Here is a 23,152-nt window from a genome sequence, read left to right as displayed (position 1 = left end):
CACTCCGTGAGACGCATGCGAGTTCTGTCCCTGGCCGCCCTGGTGCTGTGCGCGCCCGCCCTGGTGGGTACGGCGCCCGCCACCGCCTCACCGCAGGGCCCGCCCGCCGGCCCGCTGCGCATCCTGCTCACGAACGACGACGGTTACGACGCTCCGGGCATCCGCAAAGCGTACGAGCGCCTGACCGCGGCCGGGCACGACGTCACGATCGTCGCCCCGCTCACCAATCAGAGCGGCACGGGGACGAAGATGACGAACGCCCCGTCCGTGAGCGTGAAGCACCCCGAGCCGAAGGTGTGGGCCGTGGACGGCACGCCCGGCGACTCGGTGGCCTTCGGGCTCGCGGCGGTCTTCCAGGGCCGCGCTCCGGACCTGGTGGTCTCCGGGACGAACTTCGGCCCGAACGTCGCCGGGCTCGCCACCCATTCCGGGACCGTCGGCGGCGCCGTCACGGCGCTGGAATCGGGGGTCCCGGCCATCGCCCTGAGCACCGGCGGCCTGACCGCGCCCGACCCCGTGACGACCGTCAACGCGATGGTTCCCACGATGGACTTCGCCGTGAAGCTGATCGACCGGCTGCGGGCCCGCGCCCGGTCCGGTCCGCTGCTGCCCGAGGGTGTGGGCCTGAACGTCAACCACCCGGTCATCGGCGCTGACGGCAAGGGCACGGCCGCCGGGGTCGCCACCACCTTCCAGGACCCGCAGACGGTCCTGGAACCGGAGTTCACCGACGCCGGCGACGGCACCTGGAAGGTGGCGGTCAAGGTGTCCCTGCGGCCCGCCGCCAAGGGTGGTGACCTGGAAGCCGTGGCCGCCGGCCGGATCGCCGTCAGCCCCATGAACGCCGACTGGAACACCGGCACGGCCGACCGGGTCGTGACGTCCGTCCTGCTGGCCGGGCTCCGCCCGTAGGCCTTCCCGTCCACCCGCCGGGCCGGGGGCGGGGGCGGAACGTTCCGTCCCAGTCCCCCGGCCGGGCCGGCGCGTCCGGCAGCCTCCCGACGGTCGGCGGTCCTCGCCGTTCGGGTGGGACGTCCGGGCGCTCCGGCCGCTCCGACGACCACCCCGGTCGCATTTCTAGGTCGTCTGACCTAAAGTAGGACCCATGATCACCGAATCGATCGACGAGCTGCGCCATGACCCCTCCGGCCCCGTGCTGATCACCGGCGGGTACGGCACGGTGGGTGCCGAAATCGCCCGCATCCTGGCCGTGGACACCCCGACCCTGCTGACCGGCCGCACGCCGGGCCGGGGCGCCGCGCTGGCCGCCGAGACCGGGAGCGAGGTGCGCGCCTGGGACCTGGCGGACCCGTCCCCGTTCCGGGCGGCCGTCCGGGCCGTGATCAGCTCGGTCAACGACCCTGAGGACAGGGTGCTGTTGGCCGCCGCGGCGGCGGGTGTCCCGTACGTCGACATCACCCGGTGGACGGGTCGGCTGCAACGGGCCGTCACCGTCGCCGCCCTGCTCCGCCCGACCGCACCGGTGCTGCTGTCGTCCGCCTGGATGGGCGGGGTCAGCAGCCTGGTGGCGGCCGTCCTGGCCGAGGAGCTGGGCGGCGCCGAGCGGGTGGAGATCGCCATTCGCTGGGACATGGCCGACCGGGCGGGCGCGGACTCCGTGGAGTTCATGGACCGGCTGGGCGTGGCCTTCGAGGTGGTGGACGGCGGTAGGCGCCGGTTGGCCGCGCCGATGACGGAGTCCCGTACGGTCCGCATCGACGGAACCTCCGTACGCGTCGCCCGCATCGACACCCCGGAGCAGTACACCCTGCCGCTGACCCTCGGCACGGCCACCGCGGCCACCCGCATCGGATTCAGCTCCCCGGCCGCGACCCGGGCGCTCCTCGCACTGCGCGGCACGGGCTTCTTCCGCTGGGCCGACGGCGAACGCTGGGCTCCCGCCCGTCGGGCGCTGCTCCACTCGCCGGGCGAGGGCGGCACCGCCCGGCTGCGGATCGACGTCGGCCACGGCGGGCGCTCGCGCACGGCGACCGTCGCCGACCCGCGCGGGCAGCACCACTTGACGGCTGTCGGAGCCGTTCTGGGCCTGCGCCGCGTCCTCGGCACGGACGGCTCCCCCGCCCCTCGGGGCTTGGCCTTCCCGGAACAGCATCCGGATCCGGCGCGCGCGCTCGTCCAGCTCGCGGCGCACGGCGTCGAGGTCACGGTGGACGGGGAATCGGGCACGGGCTCCGAGCGACGGGAAGCACCCCACGAACACGGCGCCGGGAGCGGTCGGGCCGGGACGCGGGCCGCCGCGTGAGCGCGGGACCCACGCCCAAGGGGCAGCAGCGCCGAGCGGCCCTCCTCGACGCCGCCGAACGCGTCCTCACGTCCGCCGGCGGATCGGAACTCACCTTGCGGGCGGTCGCCGAGGAGGCCGGGGTCCGCCTGGGGCACCTCCAGTACTACTTCCCGGCCCGCACCGACCTCTTGTCGGCGCTCCTGGAGCGCGTCCTGACCTTGTCCCTGGAACGCGTCACCCACCTCACCGACACCGCTCGCACGGCGGAGGCCGGCCCCGGTTCCGGACGGGGCGCCGGCCTGGACGCCGCACTCGACGCCCTCCTCGACGGTGTCCTCTCCGATCACGACGACCCGCGTCTGGTGCGGTTGTTCACCGAGGTGTGGGCCCTCGCCGCGCACGACGAGGAGGCGGCCGCGGCGGTCCGTGCCTTCTACGACCGGTACGCCGCGCACGTGGCCTCGTTCGTCCGGGACAACGCACCCGGGGTGTCGGCGGCCGACGCGCACCACCGGGCGGAGGTCTTCGTCATGCTGATGGAGGGGTCCGCCCTGTTCCGCTCCGGCATCACGGGGCGCCGCAGCACCGGCACCGACGCCCGCCTGCGCTCGGCCGCCCGCACCCTGCTGGGAGGCGGCGCGCAGTCCTGATCGTCGTCCGCGCGCGGATGCGACCGGATCGGGGCGCGGCCCAGGGTGGTGTACGGCCACGAGGACATCGGCCTCCGGACGGGTGGTGGTGCGCGACGGGACCGGGGTGACGGGCAGCGGCTACGGCCGGCACTCGGCGGCGCGGCACGTCGGCATCGGGACCGCGCTGGACATGCTCGACCGGGCGGTGGCGGCGCTCCCGCTGCCGGACGAGGGACGGGCTCTGCGGGGGGCCGACCCGGGTGCGCCTCGGATGGCAACGCGTTGGAGCCGATGGCCCGCGTCGTGGCCGGCGCCCGCGGCCGGGCGCCGGGCATCGCGGTGGCGGTCACGCACACCGACATCCGGGGGAACGATTTCAACGCGCTGGTGGAGACCCTCGCCGCCCCGGAGAGCTGCTCCGGGCGTTCCGGTCCGGCCTCACGACCCGGGTGCGGGCCCGCCCGGCGGACGCCCGCACGAACTGGCGGGTGCAGTTGCTCCGCGCGGCCCGAACGGACACCCCCTCGCCCGGATAGCGACCGGCAGCGGTACGGGTCCGGCGATCCCGGACCGCGGTGGTAAGGGCCCGGCGGCCTCGGTCGGCGTCCGGCTGGTTCCGAGCCCGCTGTTAGCCTGCCGTCCATGATCAAGGGGGGCCTGTCCGGCCGAATAAGCGGCGTGGCGGGGGACAGCGGGCCGGAGCGCGTGCTGATCGCCGCCAGTTTCGTCAACCGGGTCGGCAACGGTCTGTTCAACGCGGCGTCGGCGCTCTACTTCACCCTGGTCGTGGGCCTGCCCGCGGCGCAGGTCGGCGCCGCGCTCACCATCGCCGGGCTGATCGGCCTGGGCGCGGGGATACCCGGAGGGCATCTCGCCGACCGGCGCGGGGCCCGCACGATCATGATGGCGGCCCTCGCGGTCCAGGCGCTGTCGATGGCCGCCCTCGTCCTCGTCGAGAGCTGGGCCGCGCTCACGATCATCGCGACCGTCGACCAGATCGCCGCGGCGGCGGGTGGGGCGGCCTGGGGCGCGCTGGTGGTCCGGGTCGGGGGTGAGCGCCCCGCCCTGTTCCGGGCCAGGTTGCGCACCTTCGTCAACCTGGGCGTCATCCTCGGAACCGTCGGTGCCGGGTTGGCGCTGGCCGTGGACACCCGTGGCGCCTACGTCACGCTGATCCTCGGCAACGCGGCGAGCTTCGCCCTGTGCGCGGCGCTCCTGCTCCGCCTGCCCCGCTATCCGGTGCTGCCGGCGCCGCCGCGCCGGCGCCGGTGGGTCGCCTTCTCGGACCGCCCGTTCCTGACGTTCACCGCCCTCTACGGGGCCATGGGACTGCAATACCCGGTGGTCTCCCTGCTCCTGCCGATCTGGATCTCCGAGCACACCGAAGCGCCGCGCTGGACGATCGCGGCGCTGTTCGCCGTCAATGCCGCCTTCTGCGTGCTGACGCAGACCAGGATCGGCTCCCGGATCGAAACCCCGCACGACGGCGGCAGGGCGTTTCGCATCGCGGGTCTGCTGTTCCTCGTCAGCTGTCCGTTGATGGCGCTGGCGGCGCACACCCCGGTGTGGGCGGCGGCGGCACTGGTCCTGGCCGCCGTCTTCGTCCACAGCCTGGCCGAGGTATGGGAGTCCTCGGCGGCCTTCGCCCTCGGCTTCGGTCTCGCTCCCGACCACGCCCAGGGCCAGTACCAGGGCCTCCTCGGCCTCGGCTTCAACGCGGGCCAAGCCCTCGCCCCGGCGATCCTGACGACGTTGGTGCTCGGCCTCGGCACGACGGGGTGGCTGCTGCTGGCGCTGTTCTTCGCGGCGCTGGGCGCGGCCGGCCCCGCCCTCGCCCGCTGGGGCGTGCGGACCCGGCCCCAGCCGGGCGGCGTCGCCGCGGACGTGAAGTGATCGGGCCCGACGACCTCCCCGGGACACGGTTCCGCGACAACGCCATGAACGGACCAGCACGGGAACCAGACCACCATACGATCGTTTTGAGCGAATAGAGCTTTACGATCGATAGATCTTGACGATCGGAATCCGGCTCCATAGAGTCGGCGCGGCCTCACCCCGCCGCAAGGAGCACCCAGATGCCCGGTCGCCGCCCGCGGACCCTGCTCGCGATGGATCCCGCACTCCTGCCCCGCCTGCTCGACGAGGCCGGTTCCCGGCGCCTGCTCCAGGTCGCCGAGTCCGATCTCGACGTCGTCGCCGCCGACTTCACCACACCCGGGATCTCAGGCGCCCTGGCCGGGGCCGAGGTGCTCCTCACCTTCTGGGGAGCCCCCACGATCGACGCCCGGGCGCTGGCCGGGGCGCCGCGCCTCAGGGCCGTCGTGCACGCCGCAGGGTCCGTCAAGCACTTCGTCACCGACGCCTGTTGGGACCGCGGCATCACCGTCTCCTCCGCCGCGCACGCCAATTCCCTGCCCGTGGCCGAGTACACCGTGGCCATGGTGCTGCTCTCCAACAAACGGGTGATGCAGGTCCGCGAGGAGTACCGCCGCCTTCGCGGCCGGCCGCACGACTGGCACCCGGGGTACGGGCGGGCGGGCAACTACCGCAGGACCGTCGGCATCGTGGGGGCCTCGCGGATCGGCCGCCGGGTGATCGAGCTGTTGCGCCCGCACGACCTCGAACTCGTGCTGTACGACCCGTACGTGACCGAGGGGGCGGCCGATCTCCTCGGAGTCCGCGCGGTGGGGCTCGACGAGTTGTGCCGGATCTCGGACGTCGTCAGCCTGCACGCGCCGGAGTTGCCCGAGACGCGCGCGATGATCGACCGCGGGCGGTTGGGGCTGATGCGCGACGGCGCCACCCTGATCAACACGGCGCGCGGCTCGCTGGTCGACGGCCCGGCGCTCACCGACGAGTTGACCGCCGGCCGCCTCCAGGCGGTCATCGACGTCACCGAACCGGAGGTCCTCCCGGCCGGCGATCCGCTGTACGACCTGCCCAACGTGGTGCTCACGCCGCACGTCGCGGGGTCGATGGGCAACGAGCTGCACCGGATGGCCGATTCCGCGATCGCGGAGATCGCCCGCTACGCGGCGGGCCTGCCCTTCATGCACCCGGTGCTCCGCGAGGACCTGACCCGTACCGCCTGATCCCCGCCCGCACGGAGCCCCGAACGCGCCCCTCCATACCCGGAATTGATCATATTGATCATTTGTTCATATGCTCTTGACGTTCATCTCGTGGGGGCGAATGATTCGAGCCGTTCAGCCCACTCGCCAAGGAGCAGTTCACATGACGTCCCAGTCCTTGCGTACCTGCGGTGCGGTTGCGGCAGCGCTCTCCCTCGCCCTCCTGGCCTCCGCGTGCGCCGGTTCCGACTCCCCCGCGGCCTCCGGCGCCGGCGGCGACAACGGCGGCAAGCCGGTGACCCTCACGTACTGGACCTGGACCAGCGGGGCCGAGGCCGCCACCGCCGAGTTCAACAGGACCCACACCGACATCCAGGTCCGGTTCTCGCAGATACCCGGCGGCCCGGACGGCTACAGCAAGATCAGCAACGCCATCAAGGCCGGTGACGCGCCGGACGTGACGACCGTCGAGTACAGCATGGTCCCGGAGTTCGCGAGCCAGGGTTACCTGAAGGACCTCACGGCGTCCTCCGGCGAGTTGGTCAAGAAGAGCTTCCCGGCGGGTGTGCAGAACCTGGTGACCTTCGGCGGCAGGACCTGGTCGGTCCCCTTCGACGCCACCCCGCAGGTGTACTTCTACCGCAAGGACCTCTTCGAGAAGTACGGCGTGAACGTGCCGACGACGTGGGACGAGTACCGCACGGCCGCCGAGAAGATCAAGGCCGCCGACCCCGCGGCGCGCATCGGTTCCTTCCCGACCGACGCCCCGCTCCAGGCGACCCTCTCCTGGCAGGCCGGCGCCCGGTGGTTCCGCGTCGAGGGCGACGCCTGGAAGCCGGCGATCGACGACGCCCCCTCGCAGAAGGTGGCCGCATTCTGGCAGGGAATGCTCGACGACGACCTCGTGTTCCGCCACGGCGCCGGCACGCCCGAGGAGAGCAAGTCCAGGGCCGACGGGACGAGCGCGGGCGTCATCGGCGCCTCGTGGAGCGCGGGCCCGATGATCGCCGCCATGCCCGACCTCAAGGGCAAGTGGGGCGTCGCCCCGATCCCCCACTGGGGCACGCCCGCCAGCGGGATGTACGGCGGCACCAGCTTCGCCGTGCCGAAGGGAAGCCAACACGAGTCGGCCGCAGCCGAGTTCATCAAGTGGATGACCACCGATCCCGCCTCGATGCGGGCCCGCGTCGGCGCCCTGAAGAGCCCGAGCAGCGCCCTGCCCGCGAACCCCGCGATGGCCGAGGTCGCGGCGCAGGCCTTCGACACCTCCTACTTCGGCGGCCAGGACCTGTACGCCCTGACCCGCGCGCAGGTCGCCACCATCGTCCCCGGGTGGACCTGGGGCCCCGTCTGGGGCAAGGTCGGCGCCGACTTCAAGGACGAGGCCGCGCGGGGCGGGCTGCCCGGCGCGCTGGCCAAGGCGCAGCGATCGGCCGCGACGGCCATCACCGACCGCGGTCTCGAACTCGCCGGTTGATCCCCCGGGGCGGCCGCCGACACCACCCCGCGCCGCGCCGACACCGCCCCGGACAGCAGCCCTCACCGGATCCGCACCCACGGCCAAGGAGCGCCCCCGTGGCACCGACCTCCCCCGCCCCGACCCCGCCCACGACCGCGAACCCGTTGCGCCGCCAACAGCGTTTCGCCGTCGTCCTGTTCCTCGCCCCGTTCTTCGTGTTGTTCATCCTCGTGACGATCGCACCGGTGGTGTACGCGGGATGGACCAGCCTGTTCCAGGAGCGCTCCTCGGGCCTCGGGTTCGGCGGCGTGGAGCGCACGTTCGCGGGGACGGCCAACTACACGGCCGTCCTCGGCGACCCGGTGTTCCGGGCCTCGTTCCTGCACGTCGGCGCCTACTGCCTGGTCTACGTACCGGTGATGATCGGCGGGGCCCTGGGGTTGGCCCTGCTGGTCGACTCGGCGTACGCGCGGGCGGCCCGGTTCTTCCAGCTCGCGTTCTTCCTCCCGCACGCCGTGCCGGGGCTGATCGCCGCGCTCATCTGGATCTACCTCTACACGCCCGGACTCAGCCCGGTCATCGGCTGGATCGACGCCGCGGGCGGCAGCTGGGACTTCTTCTCGCCCGGCAACTCCCTGGCCTCGATGGTGAACATCGCCGTGTGGCAGTGGATCGGCTACAACATGGTGATCTTCTTCGCCGCGCTCCAGGCCGTGCCCCGCGAGGTCATCGAGGCCGCCACCGTGGACGGGGCCGGCGCCTGGCGCATCGCCCTGCGCGTCAAGGTCCCCGTCATCCGCTCCTCCGTGGTGATGACCGTCCTGTTCACCTGCGTCGGCGCCGTCCAACTGTTCACCGAGCCGCACCTGCTCTCCACCCGGGCCCAAGCCCTCGGCAACGACTGGTCACCCACCATGTACATCGTCAGCAAGGCCTTCGTGGACCAGGACTACGCGGGCGCGGCCGCCGCGTCACTGCTCCTGGCGCTCGTGGCCGGGGCACTGTCCTTCGTGGTCACACGGACGGGGAAGCGGTGGCAGGAATCATGAGCACGGACACCGTCACCCGCCGCCCGGACCGCCGGCCCCGCACCGCACCCGGCCGGCCCGCCGCCGCCCGTCCGCGCCGCCGGGCGCCGCGCGCCCTGGGCTCCAAGGCGGCCGTCAACACGGTGCTGGCCGTACTGGCGCTCTACACCCTGATGCCCGTCAGCTGGCTGTTGATCGCCGCCACCAAGAACCGTCGCGACCTCTTCGGCACCGACGGTTTCGCCCTCGGGGAGTTCCACCTCCTCTCGAACCTGCACGCGGTCTTCACCCATGACGACGGCATCTACGGGCGTTGGCTGCTCAACACGCTGCTGTACGCCGTGGTCGGTTCGGTCCTGTCCTCCCTGATCTCGATCGCCGCGGGGTACGCCTTCGACACCTACCGGTTCGCGGGCAAGGAGAAGCTCTTCGGACTGGTCCTCGCCGGCGTCCTGGTGCCCGGCGCGGTCCTGACCCTGCCCATGTACCTGCTGGCCTCGCAGGCGGGCATCTCCAACACGTACGGGGCGCTGCTGCTCCCCTCCCTGGTCAACCCGTTCGGCGTCTACCTCGCCCGGGTGTTCTCCGAGGGCTACGTCCCGTACGAGGTGATCGAGGCGGCGCGGGTGGACGGCGCCGGGGAGGTCCGGACGTTCCGCACCATCGCGCTGCCGATGCTGGCACCGGGGTTCGTGACCCTGTTCCTGTTCTCCTTCACCGCGAGCTGGAACAACTTCTACGGTGCGCTGGTCATGTTGAACGACGAGGAGCTGTACCCCGTGAGCCTCGGGCTCCACATGTGGAACCTGTCGGTGGCCGAGAGCCCCGAGATGTACTCGTTGGCCATCACCGGCTCGCTCGTGGCGGTGGTCCCGTTGGTCGCCGCGTTCCTCCTGCTCCAACGCTTCTGGCGCTCGGGCCTCACCGCGGGCGCGGTCAAGTAGCCGCCGGTGCGCCACCACCAGCGCCGTCCGTCGTTCCCCCAGGCGCCACAGTGCCTCCTGGACGGGGGTGCCGCTCTCGAAGTCCAGCGCCCCCGGCCCTACTTGCGACGCCACGTGTCGGTGGCCGGTTCGTATGCGGCCATGCCTCGGCTCGCGAATTCGCGCAACCAGCCCTCCATCGGCCAGGTGCCCCACCGTTCCCGGTAGATGGCGCCGTTGCGGAGGATGTCATCAACGTGTTGAACGGGCGGGTGTTGGGTGGGGTGGTACTGGTGGTACGCAGGAGCGCCGCCCACCCACCACAGGTCAACGCCTCGCTCGGCCGCGGTGGCGGCGAAGTCGGTGTCCTCGCCGCCGTACCCTGCGTAGGCCTCGCAGAAGCCGCCGATCCGTTCCCAGGTGGGGGCGGTGAGGGCGAACGACAGCGACCAGAACAGTCGGGGATCTCCCCCGCGCACCACCTGACCGTCCGCCGGTACGGGACGGGCAGGGTGCGGCCGGGCCATGCCGTGCAAGGAGTCGAGTCGGTAGCCGCCCGCGGGCGCGGGCGGCAAATAGGCGACGGTGCCGCAGAGCAGGGCGCCGTCACGAGCGGCCCGTGCGTAGCCGTTCAGGAGTCCCGGGCCGGGGACACAGTCCACGTCGAGGAAGACCAGGAGGTCCGCGCCGAAGGAGAGGGCCCGCGCGGCCCCGGCGTTGCGGGCGGCAGCCAGCGGCAGACGCCCGTCCTGCCGGGGCACGCCGATGACGTCCGCGGCGGGCTTCCTGCCGGCGGTGAGGGCTGCGATGGCGGGGTCCGCCATGGAGACGACCACGTAGTGGTCGGGGCCGGCCGGGCTCGCGGCAAGGCCGTCCTGCTGGAGGAGCAGGTGCTCGTGCCGGCCGGCCGCGAGGGTGATCACCGCGGTGCGCGGACGGGTTCTCGTCATGTTCGCCGAGCCAGGTCGGTGAGCAGGCGTGCCGCCTTGTGCGCGCCGTCGCCGGGCGACCAGTGCGCCCAGCGGTCGGGCCGTGCGGCGGCCTCCGCCAGGAGTGTCGGCCAGTCCTGCGGGTCGGGCCAGGCGTCCCGCACGGTGGTCAGGCCCGCCGCCCCCAGCGCCCGGGCCGTGGCGTGCTGTTCGCGATGGGGCCGTTCCTGGGGGATGACGAGGGTCGGGACCCGTGCTGCGGCGCATTCCGCGACGGCGTTCTGCCCGGCGTGGGTGAGCACCACGGTCGCGCCGCACAGGACAGGCCACGGGTCCTCGACCCAGGGTGCTCGATGACCGCCGATAACGGTCCACGCCCAGTCGGGGGTGGCCCAGGCCGCTTCCTGGATCTGCGGGACGGTGACGCCGGCCCCTCCCGCGCCCAACATCACCACGACCTCCCGTCGCGAAGGCGACGTGCCGCTGTCGGGGGTGGGGCGGGGCCGTCCGTCGTAGCGCGAGATGCCGCCGGTGTGGACGGTCTTGGCGTACCAGTGTCCGGGCCAGCCCGGTTCCGGGAGGCTGGACGGCCAGGGGGCCAGGAGGGCGTCCGCGAGGTCGTAGGCCAGGCGGTGACCTTCGTCCTGGCGGTCGCCCCGCATGGCGGCGACCACGACGGGGATGCCCATGAGGCGTGCCAGAGTGGCGGCCTCCACCGAGACGTCACTGACGAACAAGGCGGGGCTCTTCCACCGGATCCACTCGGCGATCGCTGCCATGCGCTCGCGGTGGCCGGGGTGGTGGGTCGGAACCCAGTGCAGCCGGCCATGTGCGGTCGGGTCGCCGGGGGCGTCGGCGGTGTCCTCCGGCAGCGGTACCCAAGGCCCCGGCCAGTCTGCGGGCCGGGGCAGGGAGGAGAGGATCGTGACCTCTTCCTCCACGTGTGCGGCGATGCACATGGCACGGTGCAGGTGTCCGCGCCCCTGGTGGTGGACGTAGTAGCCGATCACCGCATCACCTCTTCGTACAACCGGGTGTAGGCATCCGCTGTGCGGCCGAGGCAGCAGAAATCCTCCGCCCGTCGGCGGGCGTCCCGGCGGTCGAGTTCCATGACGCGCGGAATGAGGGCGGCCAGGGCGTCCACGTCCCCCGGCGGTGCCAGCAGCCCGCATTGCGGGGTGAGGATTTCCGCGAGGGCACCGCGGTCGAACCCGCAGACCGGTGTTCCACAGGCAAGTGCCTCGGCGACGACCAGACCGTACGGTTCGTCCCAGCCGGGCGTCACGAGGGCAGCGGCGCAGGACCCCAGAAGTTCGCCGAGCTGTCGGCGGTCCAGGTGCCCGGCGTAGACGGCGTCCTGCCCCAGGAGAGGGGCCACCCGCTCCTCGAAGTACCGCCGGTCCGAGATGGGTCCCGCCAGCCGCAGGGGCACACCGGCGGTGCGGGCGGCGAGGATGGCGAGGTGCGGCGCCTTCTCGGGGACGAAGCGACCCGACCACGCCAGTGCGTCGCCGCCGGGGCCCGGTTGCCAGAAGTCGATGTCGATGCCGTTGCGCACGACGTGTGCGGCGGGCACCGTCGGCTGCCAGGCCGTCGCGGTGAAGCGGCTGACCGCGGTGAACGTCACGGGGCACGCGTCGTGGCTACGGATGGCCGATTCCAGCCATGGCGTGGGCGGTGTGTGCAGCGTCGTCACCACCGGTATGCGCAGAGCCGGAGCCATGGCGACGGGGAGGTGGTGCAGGCTGTTGTTGTGCACGACGTCGAAACGGTCCTCGCCGTCACGAGCGAGGTCCAGCATGAGTCCCAGGTAGGCGTGGTGTTCCTTCATCCATACTTCGCTGGGCATACTCGCATCCGCGCGCGCCGCCGCGGAGAACTCGGCTGTGCGGACCGGGAGTTCGCACGCTCCGAGGGCGGGGTCGGAACCGGGTGCGGCGAAGAGTTCCACGTGGTGGCCGAGGCGGGTCAGGGCGTGTGCGAGGGACCAGGTGTGGGCTTCGAGACCTCCCGCGAAGGGTTCCGCGATCGGATGGCGCGCGGACGCGATGAGAGCCACCCGCATCGTGCTCACCGCAGAACGCTTTCGTAGAGGGCGCGGTGGGCGGCGGCGATCTCGGCGCGTTCACGCGTACGCTCCTTCGCGGTCGCGCGGCGGGCCGGTCCCTGCTCGTACGCCATCCGCACGGCCTTGTGCAGCGACTCGGCGTCCAGGCCGCCGTGCTGGTTGTGGCCGTAGGTGAGGCAGGGGTGTTGTTGGGCGTAGAAGCCGCAATCGGGGGCCACCACGGCGGTACCCAGGTCGTGGCACGCTTCCAGCCATCCGGAGTGGGTGCCGAACCGGTAGGGCAGCACCGACACGTCCAGTGAGGCGAGGTAGTCCCAGAGCTGCCCGTCGTCGAAGTAGTCGTGGACGCGGAGCGTCAGCCGACCCCGGTCGGCGAGTTCGACGAGTTCGCGCATGACGTCCGGGTCGTGCGCGGGAGCTGCGGGGTCCGCTACCTCGCGGTGGACGTCGACCTGGAGTTCCGCGTCCGGGAACTCGGCCAGCGCGTCGGCGAGGACGCGTACGACGGGCAGGACGGCCATGTTGGGGCGCAGGCTCTTGGCGTGTACCCCCACGCGGAACCGGTCGTGGGCGGGCCGGGGCCGGGTCAGTCGCGGCAGTTCGACCACGTGCGGGTGGGGCAGCACGGTCGCCGGCCGGTTCCAGCGGCCGCGGATGGTCTGCGCGGCGCCCGGTGTGAGGGTGATCAGCCGGTCCGCGGCCGGGATGACGACGTCGAGGGCGGCGTCGTGAAGGGCCGGGTCCGACTGATGGGGGTTGCGGAGGTCGTGCACGGTGTAGACCAGCGGTTTGCCGTGGTGTCGGAGGGCGTCCACCAGTGCGGACAATTGAGCGGGGCTTTGCGCGTCGAACCCGAAGTGCAGGTGAAAGACGTCGAAGTCCTGGTGGTGCGTGCGCACCCAGTCCGGGTCCAACATGACCGGGGGCCACCAGCGCTGCGAGGTGCTGGGCGCCCCAGTGGGACGGGGGTCTGCCAGGCGGCTGACGCCGTCGGGTTCTTGCGCGGAGCAGTGCCGGACGTAGACGTGGCCCGCGGGAACCGAGGCGACGCGGATGTCGGGGACACTTCGGGGCTGTCGGGGTGGCTGTTCGGCCACGGTCTGCTCCTTCGATGGGCGACGGACGCGTGACCGCAGCCCGTAACAGCGACGTACTCAGTGTCGTGCGCTTGCGGCCGGCCCGCGCACTCGGACGCGACGGTTCCGGTCGGTCATGGCCGACTGGAGCCCTCGGACACCGGCAGGAAACGTCCGGAGGGGCCCTCCCCCGGACGGGTGAACCACCAGCAGGCACCTCCACCGCGAGAACAGCGTTCGCCATCAGGGACCCGCACCCGCTCCTCCCAGCGCGTACCCGGTTCATCCCGCATCACCCCTACGCATGTGCCGGGAGGGCGTTCGGCGGCAGCAGCACCGCGCGGACATCAGAACTGCTCCGCCGGGCATACGTCTCACGCGCGCCCCGCCGGCTCCTCACACCGACTGCCGACTGCGACTGCTGAATGCCGATGCCGACGGGCGGGGACGACGATCAGGCGCACCATGGACACACGACACGTCTTCATCGACCGGGGGCCGTCGGCCCGGCCCCCGCCGCATCCCAGGAGGTGGGCCCATGGCCATGACACAGCCCGGCCCGCAGGCAGATCCGCACCGCCTCTCGCCTGCTCACCCCCTCCCCGCAGATGTTGACATCGCCCGTGCGATCGGAATCCTCATGTCGCTGGTGCCGTGCGGGATCGAAACAGCCCGACACCTCGTGGTGCGTACTGCGAGGGCGACCGAGGGCGACGCACACCGAGCGGCAGGAGCGGCACTCGCCCTGATCCGTGGCCCCGATCCCCGCGACCCGGTGCAACAGGTGCTACGCACGGCCATCGCGGCCGCTCGTACGGTACGGGGGCCGGAGGTGCAACGGATTCATCCCGACGCGGACGTACTGCGCGCGCATCTGGCCCGCTTCCAGCGGCTGCGGCATCTCGCCCTGACCGCTCCCGCCGACCCGGCCGTCCAGGCCCGGCTCGACGACGCCGCCTACACCCTGTGCGTACTCGTCGGGCGCCGGACACCCCACGCCGCACTCCGGTCCGCGCGCCAACTCCTCGCCGGGCGGCGTTACGACGTACGCGCCTCGGTCGCAGGCTGAACCATCCCGACGTCCGGATCGTACGGATGCGCCCGGGCTTCCCGGTAGAACCGGTATTCGCCTCGGAGCAGCACCGGATCTCGCCGGGCTGCGGCGCGGGCACCGCCGGTTCCGCCGGCACCGGGTCGGCCGGCACCGGGTCGGCCGGCACCGGGTCGGCCACGTCCGTGGCGTCCCGGCGGTCCTCGCGTACGTGAGCCGCAGGGCGGGTTGAGGCTGGCCGTCGCAAGATCGGGTAGGCGGGCCCCACGAGGGCTTCGCTGGGGAATGGTGATCCGACTTGCTGGGTTTGACCGGAATTGACGTGGTGTACGCCTGCGCGGGACTGGGGGCTCTGGGCGCGGCCGTGCTGCCCACCGCGCTCGCGAAGCGGCCCCTGTCCCTGCCCATCGTGTTCCTGGCGGCCGGGTTCCTGGTGTTCCTGCTGCCGCTCGACGCACTTCCGACGCTCGACCCCGTCCGGCACCGAAGCGTGGTGGAGCACCTGACCGAGGTCTGTGTCGTCATCGCGTTGATGGGCGCGGGTCTGGCCATCAACCGGCCACCGGGCCGGCGTGCCTGGTCGACGACCTGGCGGTTGCTGGGTTTGGCCATGCCGCTGACGATCCTGCTCACCGCGGCCGTGGCGGGATGGCTGGTGGGGTGGCCTCCGGCCGTGGCCCTGCTGGTGGCCGCTGCCCTCGCTCCCACGGATCCGGTCCTGGCCGCCGAGGTGCGCGTGGGAGAGCCCTCCGACGACGAGGACGACGAGGACGAGGTCCGCTTCGCGCTGACCAGCGAGGCCGGGCTCAACGACGGTCTGGCCTTCCCTTTCGTCCTGGCGGCCATCGCGCTGACCACGGCTTCGGCGACGGGCTGGTCCACCGATGGACTCTGGCACTGGGTGTGGAGTGACATCCTGGTGCGCAGCGTGGTCGGATTGGCGGTCGGGTTCGGCGTGGGACGGCTCCTCGGCTGGATGTTCTTCCAGGCCTCCTGGAAGGCCCTGCGGCTCTCCGAACACCGCGAGGGCTTCGTGGCGGCGGCCGCGACCTTCACGGCGTACGGGCTGACCGAGATCTTGCACGGCTACGGCTTCCTGGCCGTCTTCGTCGCCGCCTGCACGATCCGCAACGCCGAACGCGGCCACCGGTACCACCGCGTCATGCACGCGTTCACCGATCAGATCGAACGGCTCCTCACCGCCGTCATCCTCTTCCTCGTCGGTGGCTACATCGCGGACGGCGGCCTCGCCGCGCTGACGTGGCGTGGAGCCGTTCTCGGACTCGTGCTCTTCCTGCTGATCCGGCCGGCCGTCGGTTGGGCCGTCCAGATGCGAGGTAGAGCCGTGGGCAAGGAGCGTGCCGCCGTAGCCTTCTTCGGGATACGGGGCATCGGTTCGTTCTTCTACCTGGCGTACGCCTTGGGCGAAGCAGACTTCGCCGCCCCTGCCCGTGAGTTGTGGGCGGTGGTGACCTTCACCGTGCTCCTATCGGTACTCCTGCACGGCGTCGCGGCCACACCCGTCACCACCCGGCTCGACCGCTCCGTCCCGGACGGACCACGAGCACGACGCGGCGATGCGCAGGTTCGCCCCGCGTGATGGCTCTCCCGGACGGCTCGCACCTGGCGTGCAGGACCGGGGTCCTCCCTCCGCCGCGGGGCGCGGCCAACCGCAGCCGAACGATGCCTCAGCGGCCCCCGACCTCACTGGGCCATACACCACGGGTCCCTCATCGGACCGTCGGCCGAGTCAGTCCGGCGGCCGGAGACCGGTGGCCGATCGGCCTTCCCGTTCAGGGGACAGGAGCTCCTGGAAGACTTGGGCGGAGCGTGGGTTCTCGGTGCACTGCCACACGCCGTGGGGGCAGTAGTCGGTGATGCTGTGGTAGAGGGGCCGGTGCTCGGCTATCCATTCCAGCATGTCCCGCATGTACTCGGGGTTGTCGCCGTTGCGGAACAGTCCCCACTCGGGGTACGAGATCCGCTTGCCGTGCGCCTTCGCGAAGTCGACCTGCTGCTGGAGTCCGTAGGGCTGGGTTATCTGCTCGTCGAAGGAGTGGCCGGGCGGTTGGTCGTAGGAGTCCATGCCGATGATGTCGACCACGTCGTCGCCGGGGTAGCACCGGGTCCAGGCGATCGCGTCACTCCCGCGGTTGGGGGCGAAGTCGAAGCGGAACCGTTGGCCCTTCACCGTGCGCATGGCGCCCACGATGCGCCGCCAGTACCTCTTCCAGTTCTCGGGGTCCGGCCGGCAGCGGTGGCTGTAGTTGAAACCGTTCATCTCCCAGCCGAGCACGATCACCGTGTCGGGTACCCCGATGGCGACGAGCCGCTTCGCCAGCCGCTGGAAGTGGTGGTCGTTCTCACCGCGCGCGCCGGCGCGGATCAGCTCGGCGACCCGGGCGTCGGGCACGCCTGCCTCGTTGCGCTCCTGCATGGGCACGTTCAGGACGAACAGCCGGTCGACCCTCGCCTTGCGCCATCGTGCCCAGCTGTGCAACGAATCAGGCGCACCCTCGATGTTGGCCCAGGTGTCGCCCGGCAGGTAGGTGTGACCCGCACGCAGCTCGGTACCCCGGAGCCAGTGGGAAAGCCCTTCCATCCTGTCGACGCCGGGTGAGCCGTAGTGGAGGTAGGCACCCACCGCGACCTCGGGCCGGGCGTCAGCGCCGGCGACCTGTCGCTGCGGCGGGGCAAGGGTGCCCCCGGTGAGCAGCAGGCCGGCGGCAACCGTACTCACACAGACGCCCGTCATCCAGCGCCTTCTCCCAGACATGACACCTCCGTCCGAGTGGTGGAGCAGGGCCGGGCTCACTCTCCGGCGCATTCGACTGCGGGGCCGCCCTCGGGCGGCGGTCGGCGCCCTCACGGGAGAACCGCCTGCCGGGCCGGGCCTTCGGATGCGGCCGGGGCTAGGACGAGGGCCGGCGCCGGTATGGCGTAGTCACTCATGGATCGCTCCGTCCGTATGCGCCTGCGTGCGCGGCACCGCGGGGTACCCATGCCCGACGCGGGGCACAGCACGCGATAGCGGCTACTCCACGTAACGATGCGCGAGGTTGGACGCCTCCACCATGCGAAGCAACCAAACGGGGTGCGGGCCGTGGCCCGACCGGCCACACCATCAATTGGTCGAGAAGCCGGTCAGAGCACTTCCGCGTCCACATGATCCATGAACGCCTCCACATTCCTTTTGAATTCTTCGACCGCTTTGAGCATTTCATCGCCCCACTTCTCACCCGACTTGATTCCGAGGTACCCATTCGCCACTTCTTGAACTGCCGCTTCGCGTGGCGCCACGGACCTTGCCAGCCACTTTCGGGCCTCAGCTGTCCCTACCAGGCGTACCGTCACTTCTGCTTGACGGATCCGCTGGAGTGCGGGGATGTACTTGTCATTGTGCTGCTGCGTGAGTTCCTTGAGGGAAATGTCATTCGGATACTGAAGTACGAAATTTCGCACGCTGGACATTTCCGTTGCCAGGTCCTGGGCCTCGGTACCGAACTCGACGTATGCCTGTCTGCGAATATCAGCTCTTCTGGCTTCTACCTCAACCTCCCTCGCCCTCCCGGCTTCGTAGTACCCGAGGACGCTCCCTGTCAGACCGGCCACAGCCCCGATCAGGGTGCCGGTCAATGCTGCGCCCGCCGTGCTCCACTTCCTGGCACGGCTTCTCTCCTGACCTGCGTTCTCCTGCTGCTGTTCCGCCTCCACACTCGGGGTCTACAGCGTGTCTCCTTGGTGCTGTCCGCCGTGCGAAGCTGTGCGTCATGGAGCCTTCGATAGTCCGTGGACTTGCTCTGCCCGCCCTGCTGACGTCGCTCATCGATCGCGGCCTCTGGTGTCACCCGGGCGATGCGGTGCTGGCGAAGGCCATTCCGTGGTTCAAGGACCCACTTGGCTTCGTGTCGAACCCCGAGCAGATGGCGTACGCGTCCCAATCAATGGACATGTTCGCCGATGATCCACACTCCGACTTCTTTCGCCAGGCACGCGGAAGCAGGAGCGTCGCCCCGCTCGAACTTCCTTGGCTTGACGTTGACCAAGCAGTGCTGATCGCCACCACTCGCAATCCCGGTGATGATGGCGCCTTGGCTCTCGACTACCGGACTGACCCCTCAGATCCCCGCATCGTCGGCAGTGACTTCTGGACGGATCCCCTTCTGTGCGAGTGGCGGGTCGTAGCGCCTACTTTCTCGGGTTTCGTCTCGAGTTTGGGCCTGTAGCTTCCGCGGTCGTGTCACTGCCGCGCCCAGAGAAGGATGGACGCGACGTGGAGTGTGCGGCCTGGTAGGCGATGGCGAGTTTGTCCGTCCGCAGGGCCAGGCCGCGCCACTGTTTGAGGCGGGCGATGCACCGCTCGACGACATTGCGCTCTGTATTTCACGGCGTCGAAGCTGGGTGGGCGGCCTCCGGCACGGCCTCGACGCAGGCGGTGACCGATCTGGTCTGCGGGCTGCGGGATGACAGCCCGGATGCCTCGGCGACGAAGGTGTCCACGGATCGCGCGGGATGAATAGGCGCGATCCGCCAGGACGGTTGTCGGGCGCGTTCTTGGCCTTCCGGGCCCGCTGCGCGGGATCCGAATCCTGGCCATGACCGCCTCGAAGGCCGGCGCGTCACCAGCCTGACCGGCGGTGACGTGGATACCCAGAGGACGGGCCCGGCTGTCACTGGCCAAGTGGACCTTCGTGCTCAGCCCGCCACGGGAACGTCCGAGCGCGTGATCCTCAGGCTCCGACCGGCCGGGCGCCCCCTTTTCCTGGCTCCGGCCGAATGTTGGTGAGCCCGGCAGACAGTGGAGTCCACAGAGACCGTCCAGTCCACATCGTCACCCTCATCCGCCGCAGCAAGTGGTGCCGCGAAGATGCGTTCCCACGTGCCGCCCACGGCCCACCTCATCAAGCGCTTGTGAGCGGTCTGAAAAGACCCGAGCTCGGTGGGCAGGTCCCGCCAGGGCGAGCAGGTGCGGTACTTCCACGCAATGGCCTCAAAGGTTCGGCGGTGGTCAGCCCACCGTCGCCCACGGGCCGGATCGTCCGGCATCAACGGTTCGATCCGGTCCCACATCGCATCGGTGATCACCAATCGGACAGACACATCCGATCAACTGACCAGCCCATCAAAGAGACACGCTCTAGCTCCTCGCTGTGCACCTCGCACGACGAGTGCTCCACGCAGCGTAAGGACGGGAGGATTACCGCCGACCGTCTCTCCAACCGGGGATCCCTGGAAGAGGCGGCACGGGGGCCGCTCCCAACGCCCCAGCCACAGAACGCCCCCGGCAAGCGCCGTGCCTGGTAGCGACCGCCCACAACCCCAAGGAGTCCGGCCCTCTACATGAGGGGGAGGTAGGCGGTGATCGTCTTACCGTGACGGTCGGCATGGATTTCGGTGCGGGTGGCCATCTTGTTCACCAGGAGCCAGCCGAAGCCGCCCGGCACCGTGGACGGCGTTCCCGGGGAGACGGGTAGGAGTGGGGAGGCGTCCGACACCTCGACCGCCACTTCGTCCTGACGGTGACGCACGTCGAAGGCGGTCACACCACCCGCATGTCGAGTGGCGTTGGACACCAATTCGGCGACCACCACCAACACGTCGTCCAGCACGCGCTGACTCACACCGTGGGGAGCCAGAACCTCCTGAGCGAGCCGTCGGGCATCCACGCCTTCAAGACCAGCCGCGTGACGTGGCGTCCCAGTCATACCCGCTCCTCCCACACCCTCCGCCTTCCCCCCGTCCACGCCATCCACCCCACCGGCGGTTCCCCACCTTCGACAATCCGGCGCTCGCTCGCTCGCCCGCCATGCCCTGCCCGGGGCCGGCCACACCGCTCCTGGGGCCTCACCCGACGGAGCCGAGGACGACGCGGTGCCCAGCGGAGGCTTCGCTTGACGGTGGGGCGGCCACCGCGTTAGCCGACGCCAACACATGGCCCGACCTCCGAGCCACTGCCACCCGCATCTGTCCCCTGCGGGCCGGGGTTGGGCCAATCCGGATCCGGGCGGTCCCGAGGGTGGTGAAGGGGCGGGCGGGGAGCAGGGCATTACCGGCGCTGTCGGTACCAAGCCCCGGCGTAGCTCAATTTTCGCTCTGAGGTGGCGGCAGGAGGGTTGGCTGCTGTGCTGTCAGGTGACACTGCCGGCAGGTGAGGTGCGGCGAACGGGGGGCTGTTGTGCGGTGGGTGTTTCGGAGGTCCTCAAGGGGCTCGGGTGAGGTGCGGGATCTGGATGTGTACGAGATCGCGTTCTTGGGCGGCGGGGTGGGGCGGGTGGCGGACTGTGCGATCGTCGCGCTGAACAGGCGCGGTCTGCTGGTGGTGCACGCCGCGCGGGTACGTACGGTGGACGGGGAGCTGCCCGGGCACGCGGTCGAGCGTCGTGTGTACGCGTACTGCGGGCGTGAGAGGAGCATCGGTGCCGTCCACAGCGATCTGCAACGCTCGCGGGAGATCTGGGAGATCGGCCGTCGGCTGGCCGCATGGGGGCTGGTGAGGGGCGCGGACCGCCGGGTGACCCGTGAGGGCAGACGACACCTGGAAGCGGCCGGGCGTGACGCGAGCATCCCGCAGTACGTCCTGCACGGGGCCGCCGGTCTCCTGGACTCGACGGCTGGGCGCCCGATGGGCCCCACACCGGTGGCTGCACCCCGTCCCCACCCGACGCCGCAGACGCAACGGCGCCAGAGCCGGACGACCGGGAGCAAGTCCCCGCGCCTGGACGCCGACTAGGCGAGTGAACCGGCCCATCGCGGGTGCGCCGGCGGACCCGGTAGCCGTGGCCGGTTACCGGGCCGGCATCCGGGCCACGGTCCCGTACGCGCAACACCCTCCGCGATCCACGGCGAGCGCGCCGCGCACAGCGGAGAGAAGCCCGGACCCACCTCCAGCAGGTTGGTGCGGCTGCTGGAGGTGGGTCGGGTTGGCGCAGCACGTCACTCCCCCGCCCGGCCCCGCACTCATCGAGGAACGTGCCCACCGGGCCGTGACCTCGCCGCGACCGGCGGGCCGGCCGACTGAGGCCGTCGCGCCGCGGGCCGGTCCGTCCCGGCCCGCGGACCCCGACGGCGGCCCGGACGCCGCCGTCGGGGTCGAGCGGGCGTTGCGTCCCCGGGGCTCTCAGACCTCGCCGCGCCAGGACCCGCTCTCGCGGCCACGCTCCTCGATGTACTCCTTGAACCGCTTCAGGTCGCCGGTGACCTGCCGCTTGACGAAGCCGAGCTTGTCGCCGACGTTCTCGGCGAAGCCCTCCGGGTCGTAGTCGAGCTGCAGCATCACCTTCGACTTGTTGTCGGCCAAGTGGTGGAAGGTCACCACACCGGCCTGCTTCACCTCGCCGCCGACGGTGGTCCAGGCGACCCGCTCGTCGGGAATCTGCTCGGTGATCTCCGCGTCGAACTCCCGATCCACCCCACCGAACTTCGTCACCCAGTGGGTGAGGGTCGGGGTGAGCTGGTCGATGCGCTCCACCCCGTCCATGAAGTGGGGGAACGACTCGAACTGCGTCCACTGGTTGTAGGCGGTACGCACGGGAACCTCGACCTCGACGGACTCCTCGACCTTCGACACAGAAACATCCTTCCTCTTCGTCGGCCGGACAGGTGCCCGGCCCGTACCCGGGGAGACCTTCCCCCGACCTCGCCCCTGCCCCCGTTCCCGGCGCCCATGACCCACGAACAGACGCACGATCGCGCGGACAGGCCGGAACTCTGCTGCCCCTACGGAGCGGGCGGCGCCAGGTGTTCCCACCCGCCGCGCAGCGGTGAAAGCCTGCTCCCGAAGCTCGAACGGTGCCGCGAAGCGGTCCCCTTCCCCCTTGGCGGCTGCGCCGATCCGCTGACATTCATCCGACAATCGGCCTGTCATCGCCCCGCTTCCCGCCCCGCGCGCCATGCTCCCCTCGGCCACCACCACGAACGAGGAGCAGCACAATGCAGGGAGTTCCGAAGACCACGCGGCGCATGCGGCCCCTGGCCCTTGTGGCCGTGCCGCTGGCCCTGAGTCTGACCGCTCTCGCCGCGCCGGCACTCGCCGCCCCCGGCACCGACACCGGCGGGGCGAGCACGGCGCAAGCATCGGACGGGCCGCACGCATCGCGCGGCAACGACGGACCACGCGGTCCCCAGGGCGCGAAGGGGCCCAAGGGGCCGAAGGGTGATCGCGGTCCGGCCGGGCCCGCCGGCCCGTGCGTCGACGTCGCCGTCGTCGCCGGTACCGCGCCCGGCAGCGAGTACAGCGCCGCCCTCACCCGCGGGAAGACGTTCGTCGGCTACCGCCCCACCCTCACCGGCGCCTACACCTGGCGTGACCTCACCCTGCCCGCCACCCCCGGGTACCCGCGCAACACCTGCAGCGTCGGCATCAAGCTCAACGGTGAACGCGTCCACGTCAAGGTCCTCACCGCAGGCGGCGACCTCTACGAAACCTCCTGCACCGCCCCCGCCCTCTCCTGCACCCTCGGCTGGACCGCCATCATCAAGCCCTGACCGCCGGAGGTCTTCAGGCCCCCGACCCGGCGGCGGGAACCGTCGGACCCGTGTCGACGGCCGCGACGGAGCACCGCCCGTCCCCTCGTTCGGTCGTCGGGGAGCCGGACCCTCCGCGGCATCCGTTGTCCCCTCCTGGGGACTGTCCTGGCAGGCTTTCGGAAGCGTCATGCTTTGAGGGCTCGG

Annotated in this window: 21 protein-coding genes and 1 pseudogene; 13 read left to right on the top strand and 9 right to left on the bottom strand. The window is 71.2% G+C overall.

The window, feature by feature from the left end:
* Positions 1-15: 15 nt before the first annotated feature.
* From surE to AB0D46_RS18400, 8 genes are all read left to right on the top strand, one after another.
* Positions 16-912, top strand: coding sequence for a 5'/3'-nucleotidase SurE (surE, locus tag AB0D46_RS18435; protein ID WP_362878674.1), 897 nt, complete (start codon positions 16-18; stop codon positions 910-912).
* A gap of 193 nt (positions 913-1,105) precedes the next feature.
* Entirely contained in the window at positions 1,106-2,263 is a 1,158-nt protein-coding gene (locus AB0D46_RS18430; RefSeq protein WP_362878572.1) for a saccharopine dehydrogenase, read from the top strand.
* Positions 2,260-2,895, top strand: coding sequence for a TetR family transcriptional regulator (locus AB0D46_RS18425; protein ID WP_362878570.1), 636 nt, complete (start codon positions 2,260-2,262; stop codon positions 2,893-2,895). Before AB0D46_RS18430 ends, AB0D46_RS18425 begins: the two co-directional genes overlap by 4 nt.
* Before the next feature lie 624 nt (positions 2,896-3,519).
* Positions 3,520-4,770, top strand: coding sequence for an MFS transporter (locus AB0D46_RS18420; protein WP_362878569.1), 1,251 nt, complete (start codon positions 3,520-3,522; stop codon positions 4,768-4,770).
* A gap of 182 nt (positions 4,771-4,952) precedes the next feature.
* Positions 4,953-5,969 (top strand): hydroxyacid dehydrogenase, encoded by a 1,017-nt coding sequence (locus AB0D46_RS18415; protein ID WP_362878567.1) that lies wholly within the window; start codon positions 4,953-4,955, stop codon positions 5,967-5,969.
* A gap of 142 nt (positions 5,970-6,111) precedes the next feature.
* Positions 6,112-7,425 (top strand): sugar ABC transporter substrate-binding protein, encoded by a 1,314-nt coding sequence (locus AB0D46_RS18410; RefSeq protein ID WP_362878565.1) that lies wholly within the window; start codon positions 6,112-6,114, stop codon positions 7,423-7,425.
* Positions 7,426-7,523: 98 nt separating this feature from the next.
* Positions 7,524-8,456, top strand: a complete 933-nt coding sequence (locus tag AB0D46_RS18405; protein ID WP_362878563.1) for a sugar ABC transporter permease — start codon at positions 7,524-7,526, stop codon at positions 8,454-8,456.
* Positions 8,453-9,379, top strand: coding sequence for a carbohydrate ABC transporter permease (locus tag AB0D46_RS18400; protein WP_362878561.1), 927 nt, complete (start codon positions 8,453-8,455; stop codon positions 9,377-9,379). The genes AB0D46_RS18405 and AB0D46_RS18400 overlap by 4 nt, the downstream gene beginning before the upstream one ends.
* 98 nt (positions 9,380-9,477) lie before the next feature.
* Here the strand turns inward: AB0D46_RS18400 and AB0D46_RS18395 are convergent, their stop codons facing one another.
* From AB0D46_RS18395 to AB0D46_RS18380, 4 genes are read right to left on the bottom strand one after another with little or no spacing between them, the layout of a single operon-like run.
* Complete coding sequence (locus AB0D46_RS18395; RefSeq protein ID WP_362878559.1) at positions 9,478-10,308, bottom strand: galactosyltransferase-related protein; 831 nt, start codon at positions 10,306-10,308, stop codon at positions 9,478-9,480.
* Positions 10,305-11,297, bottom strand: a complete 993-nt coding sequence (locus tag AB0D46_RS18390; RefSeq protein WP_362878557.1) for a glycosyltransferase — start codon at positions 11,295-11,297, stop codon at positions 10,305-10,307. Before AB0D46_RS18390 ends, AB0D46_RS18395 begins: the two co-directional genes overlap by 4 nt.
* Entirely contained in the window at positions 11,294-12,352 is a 1,059-nt protein-coding gene (locus AB0D46_RS18385; protein ID WP_362878673.1) for a glycosyltransferase, read from the bottom strand. Before AB0D46_RS18385 ends, AB0D46_RS18390 begins: the two co-directional genes overlap by 4 nt.
* 5 nt (positions 12,353-12,357) lie before the next feature.
* Positions 12,358-13,452: a glycosyltransferase gene (locus tag AB0D46_RS18380; protein ID WP_362878555.1), complete on the bottom strand. Its 1,095-nt coding sequence runs from the start codon at positions 13,450-13,452 to the stop codon at positions 12,358-12,360.
* 811 nt (positions 13,453-14,263) lie between these two features.
* Here AB0D46_RS18380 and AB0D46_RS18375 point away from each other — a divergent pair.
* Together AB0D46_RS18375 and AB0D46_RS18370 are read left to right on the top strand one after the other, a co-directional pair.
* Entirely contained in the window at positions 14,264-14,500 is a 237-nt protein-coding gene (locus tag AB0D46_RS18375) for a DUF5133 domain-containing protein (protein ID WP_362878553.1), read from the top strand.
* 289 nt (positions 14,501-14,789) lie between these two features.
* The gene (locus AB0D46_RS18370) at positions 14,790-16,082 is read left to right on the top strand and encodes a cation:proton antiporter (protein WP_362878672.1); all 1,293 of its coding nucleotides are present in this window, start codon (positions 14,790-14,792) and stop codon (positions 16,080-16,082) included.
* Between the two features lie 150 nt (positions 16,083-16,232).
* On the opposite strand, the gene AB0D46_RS18365 is transcribed toward AB0D46_RS18370, so the two are convergent.
* Both AB0D46_RS18365 and AB0D46_RS18360 read right to left on the bottom strand, forming a co-directional pair.
* A complete protein-coding gene (locus AB0D46_RS18365) occupies positions 16,233-17,222 on the bottom strand; it encodes a glycosyl hydrolase (RefSeq protein WP_362878551.1) in 990 nt (329 codons plus the stop codon).
* Positions 17,223-17,626: 404 nt separating this feature from the next.
* On the bottom strand, positions 17,627-18,196 hold the full coding sequence (locus AB0D46_RS18360; RefSeq protein ID WP_362878549.1) for a hypothetical protein: 570 nt from the start codon (positions 18,194-18,196) through the stop codon (positions 17,627-17,629).
* Between the two features lie 56 nt (positions 18,197-18,252).
* Here AB0D46_RS18360 and AB0D46_RS18355 point away from each other — a divergent pair, with 56 nt between their 5' ends.
* Positions 18,253-18,708 (top strand): hypothetical protein, encoded by a 456-nt coding sequence (locus tag AB0D46_RS18355; RefSeq protein WP_362878547.1) that lies wholly within the window; start codon positions 18,253-18,255, stop codon positions 18,706-18,708.
* Between the two features lie 14 nt (positions 18,709-18,722).
* On the opposite strand, the pseudogene AB0D46_RS18350 reads toward AB0D46_RS18355, so the two are convergent.
* Positions 18,723-19,582: pseudogene (locus AB0D46_RS18350) on the bottom strand (IS5 family transposase).
* A 236-nt stretch (positions 19,583-19,818) separates the two neighbouring features.
* Positions 19,819-20,187 (bottom strand): ATP-binding protein, encoded by a 369-nt coding sequence (locus AB0D46_RS18345; protein WP_362878545.1) that lies wholly within the window; start codon positions 20,185-20,187, stop codon positions 19,819-19,821.
* Positions 20,188-20,630: 443 nt separating this feature from the next.
* Here AB0D46_RS18345 and AB0D46_RS18340 point away from each other — a divergent pair, with 443 nt between their 5' ends.
* Positions 20,631-21,212 (top strand): TIGR04222 domain-containing membrane protein, encoded by a 582-nt coding sequence (locus AB0D46_RS18340; RefSeq protein WP_362878543.1) that lies wholly within the window; start codon positions 20,631-20,633, stop codon positions 21,210-21,212.
* A 387-nt stretch (positions 21,213-21,599) separates the two neighbouring features.
* Here the strand turns inward: AB0D46_RS18340 and AB0D46_RS18335 are convergent, their stop codons facing one another.
* A complete protein-coding gene (locus AB0D46_RS18335) occupies positions 21,600-22,049 on the bottom strand; it encodes an SRPBCC family protein (RefSeq protein WP_362878541.1) in 450 nt (149 codons plus the stop codon).
* 362 nt (positions 22,050-22,411) lie between these two features.
* Here AB0D46_RS18335 and AB0D46_RS18330 point away from each other — a divergent pair, with 362 nt between their 5' ends.
* Positions 22,412-22,966, top strand: a complete 555-nt coding sequence (locus AB0D46_RS18330; RefSeq protein WP_362878539.1) for a hypothetical protein — start codon at positions 22,412-22,414, stop codon at positions 22,964-22,966.
* Positions 22,967-23,152: the final 186 nt, after the last annotated feature.

Origin of the sequence: Streptomyces sp. NPDC048383, from assembly GCF_040651775.1 — a bacterium.
Classification (GTDB): domain Bacteria; phylum Actinomycetota; class Actinomycetes; order Streptomycetales; family Streptomycetaceae; genus Streptomyces.
Note: the sequence above shows the minus strand (reverse complement) of the source record. Positions and strands in the feature narration are given on the sequence as shown.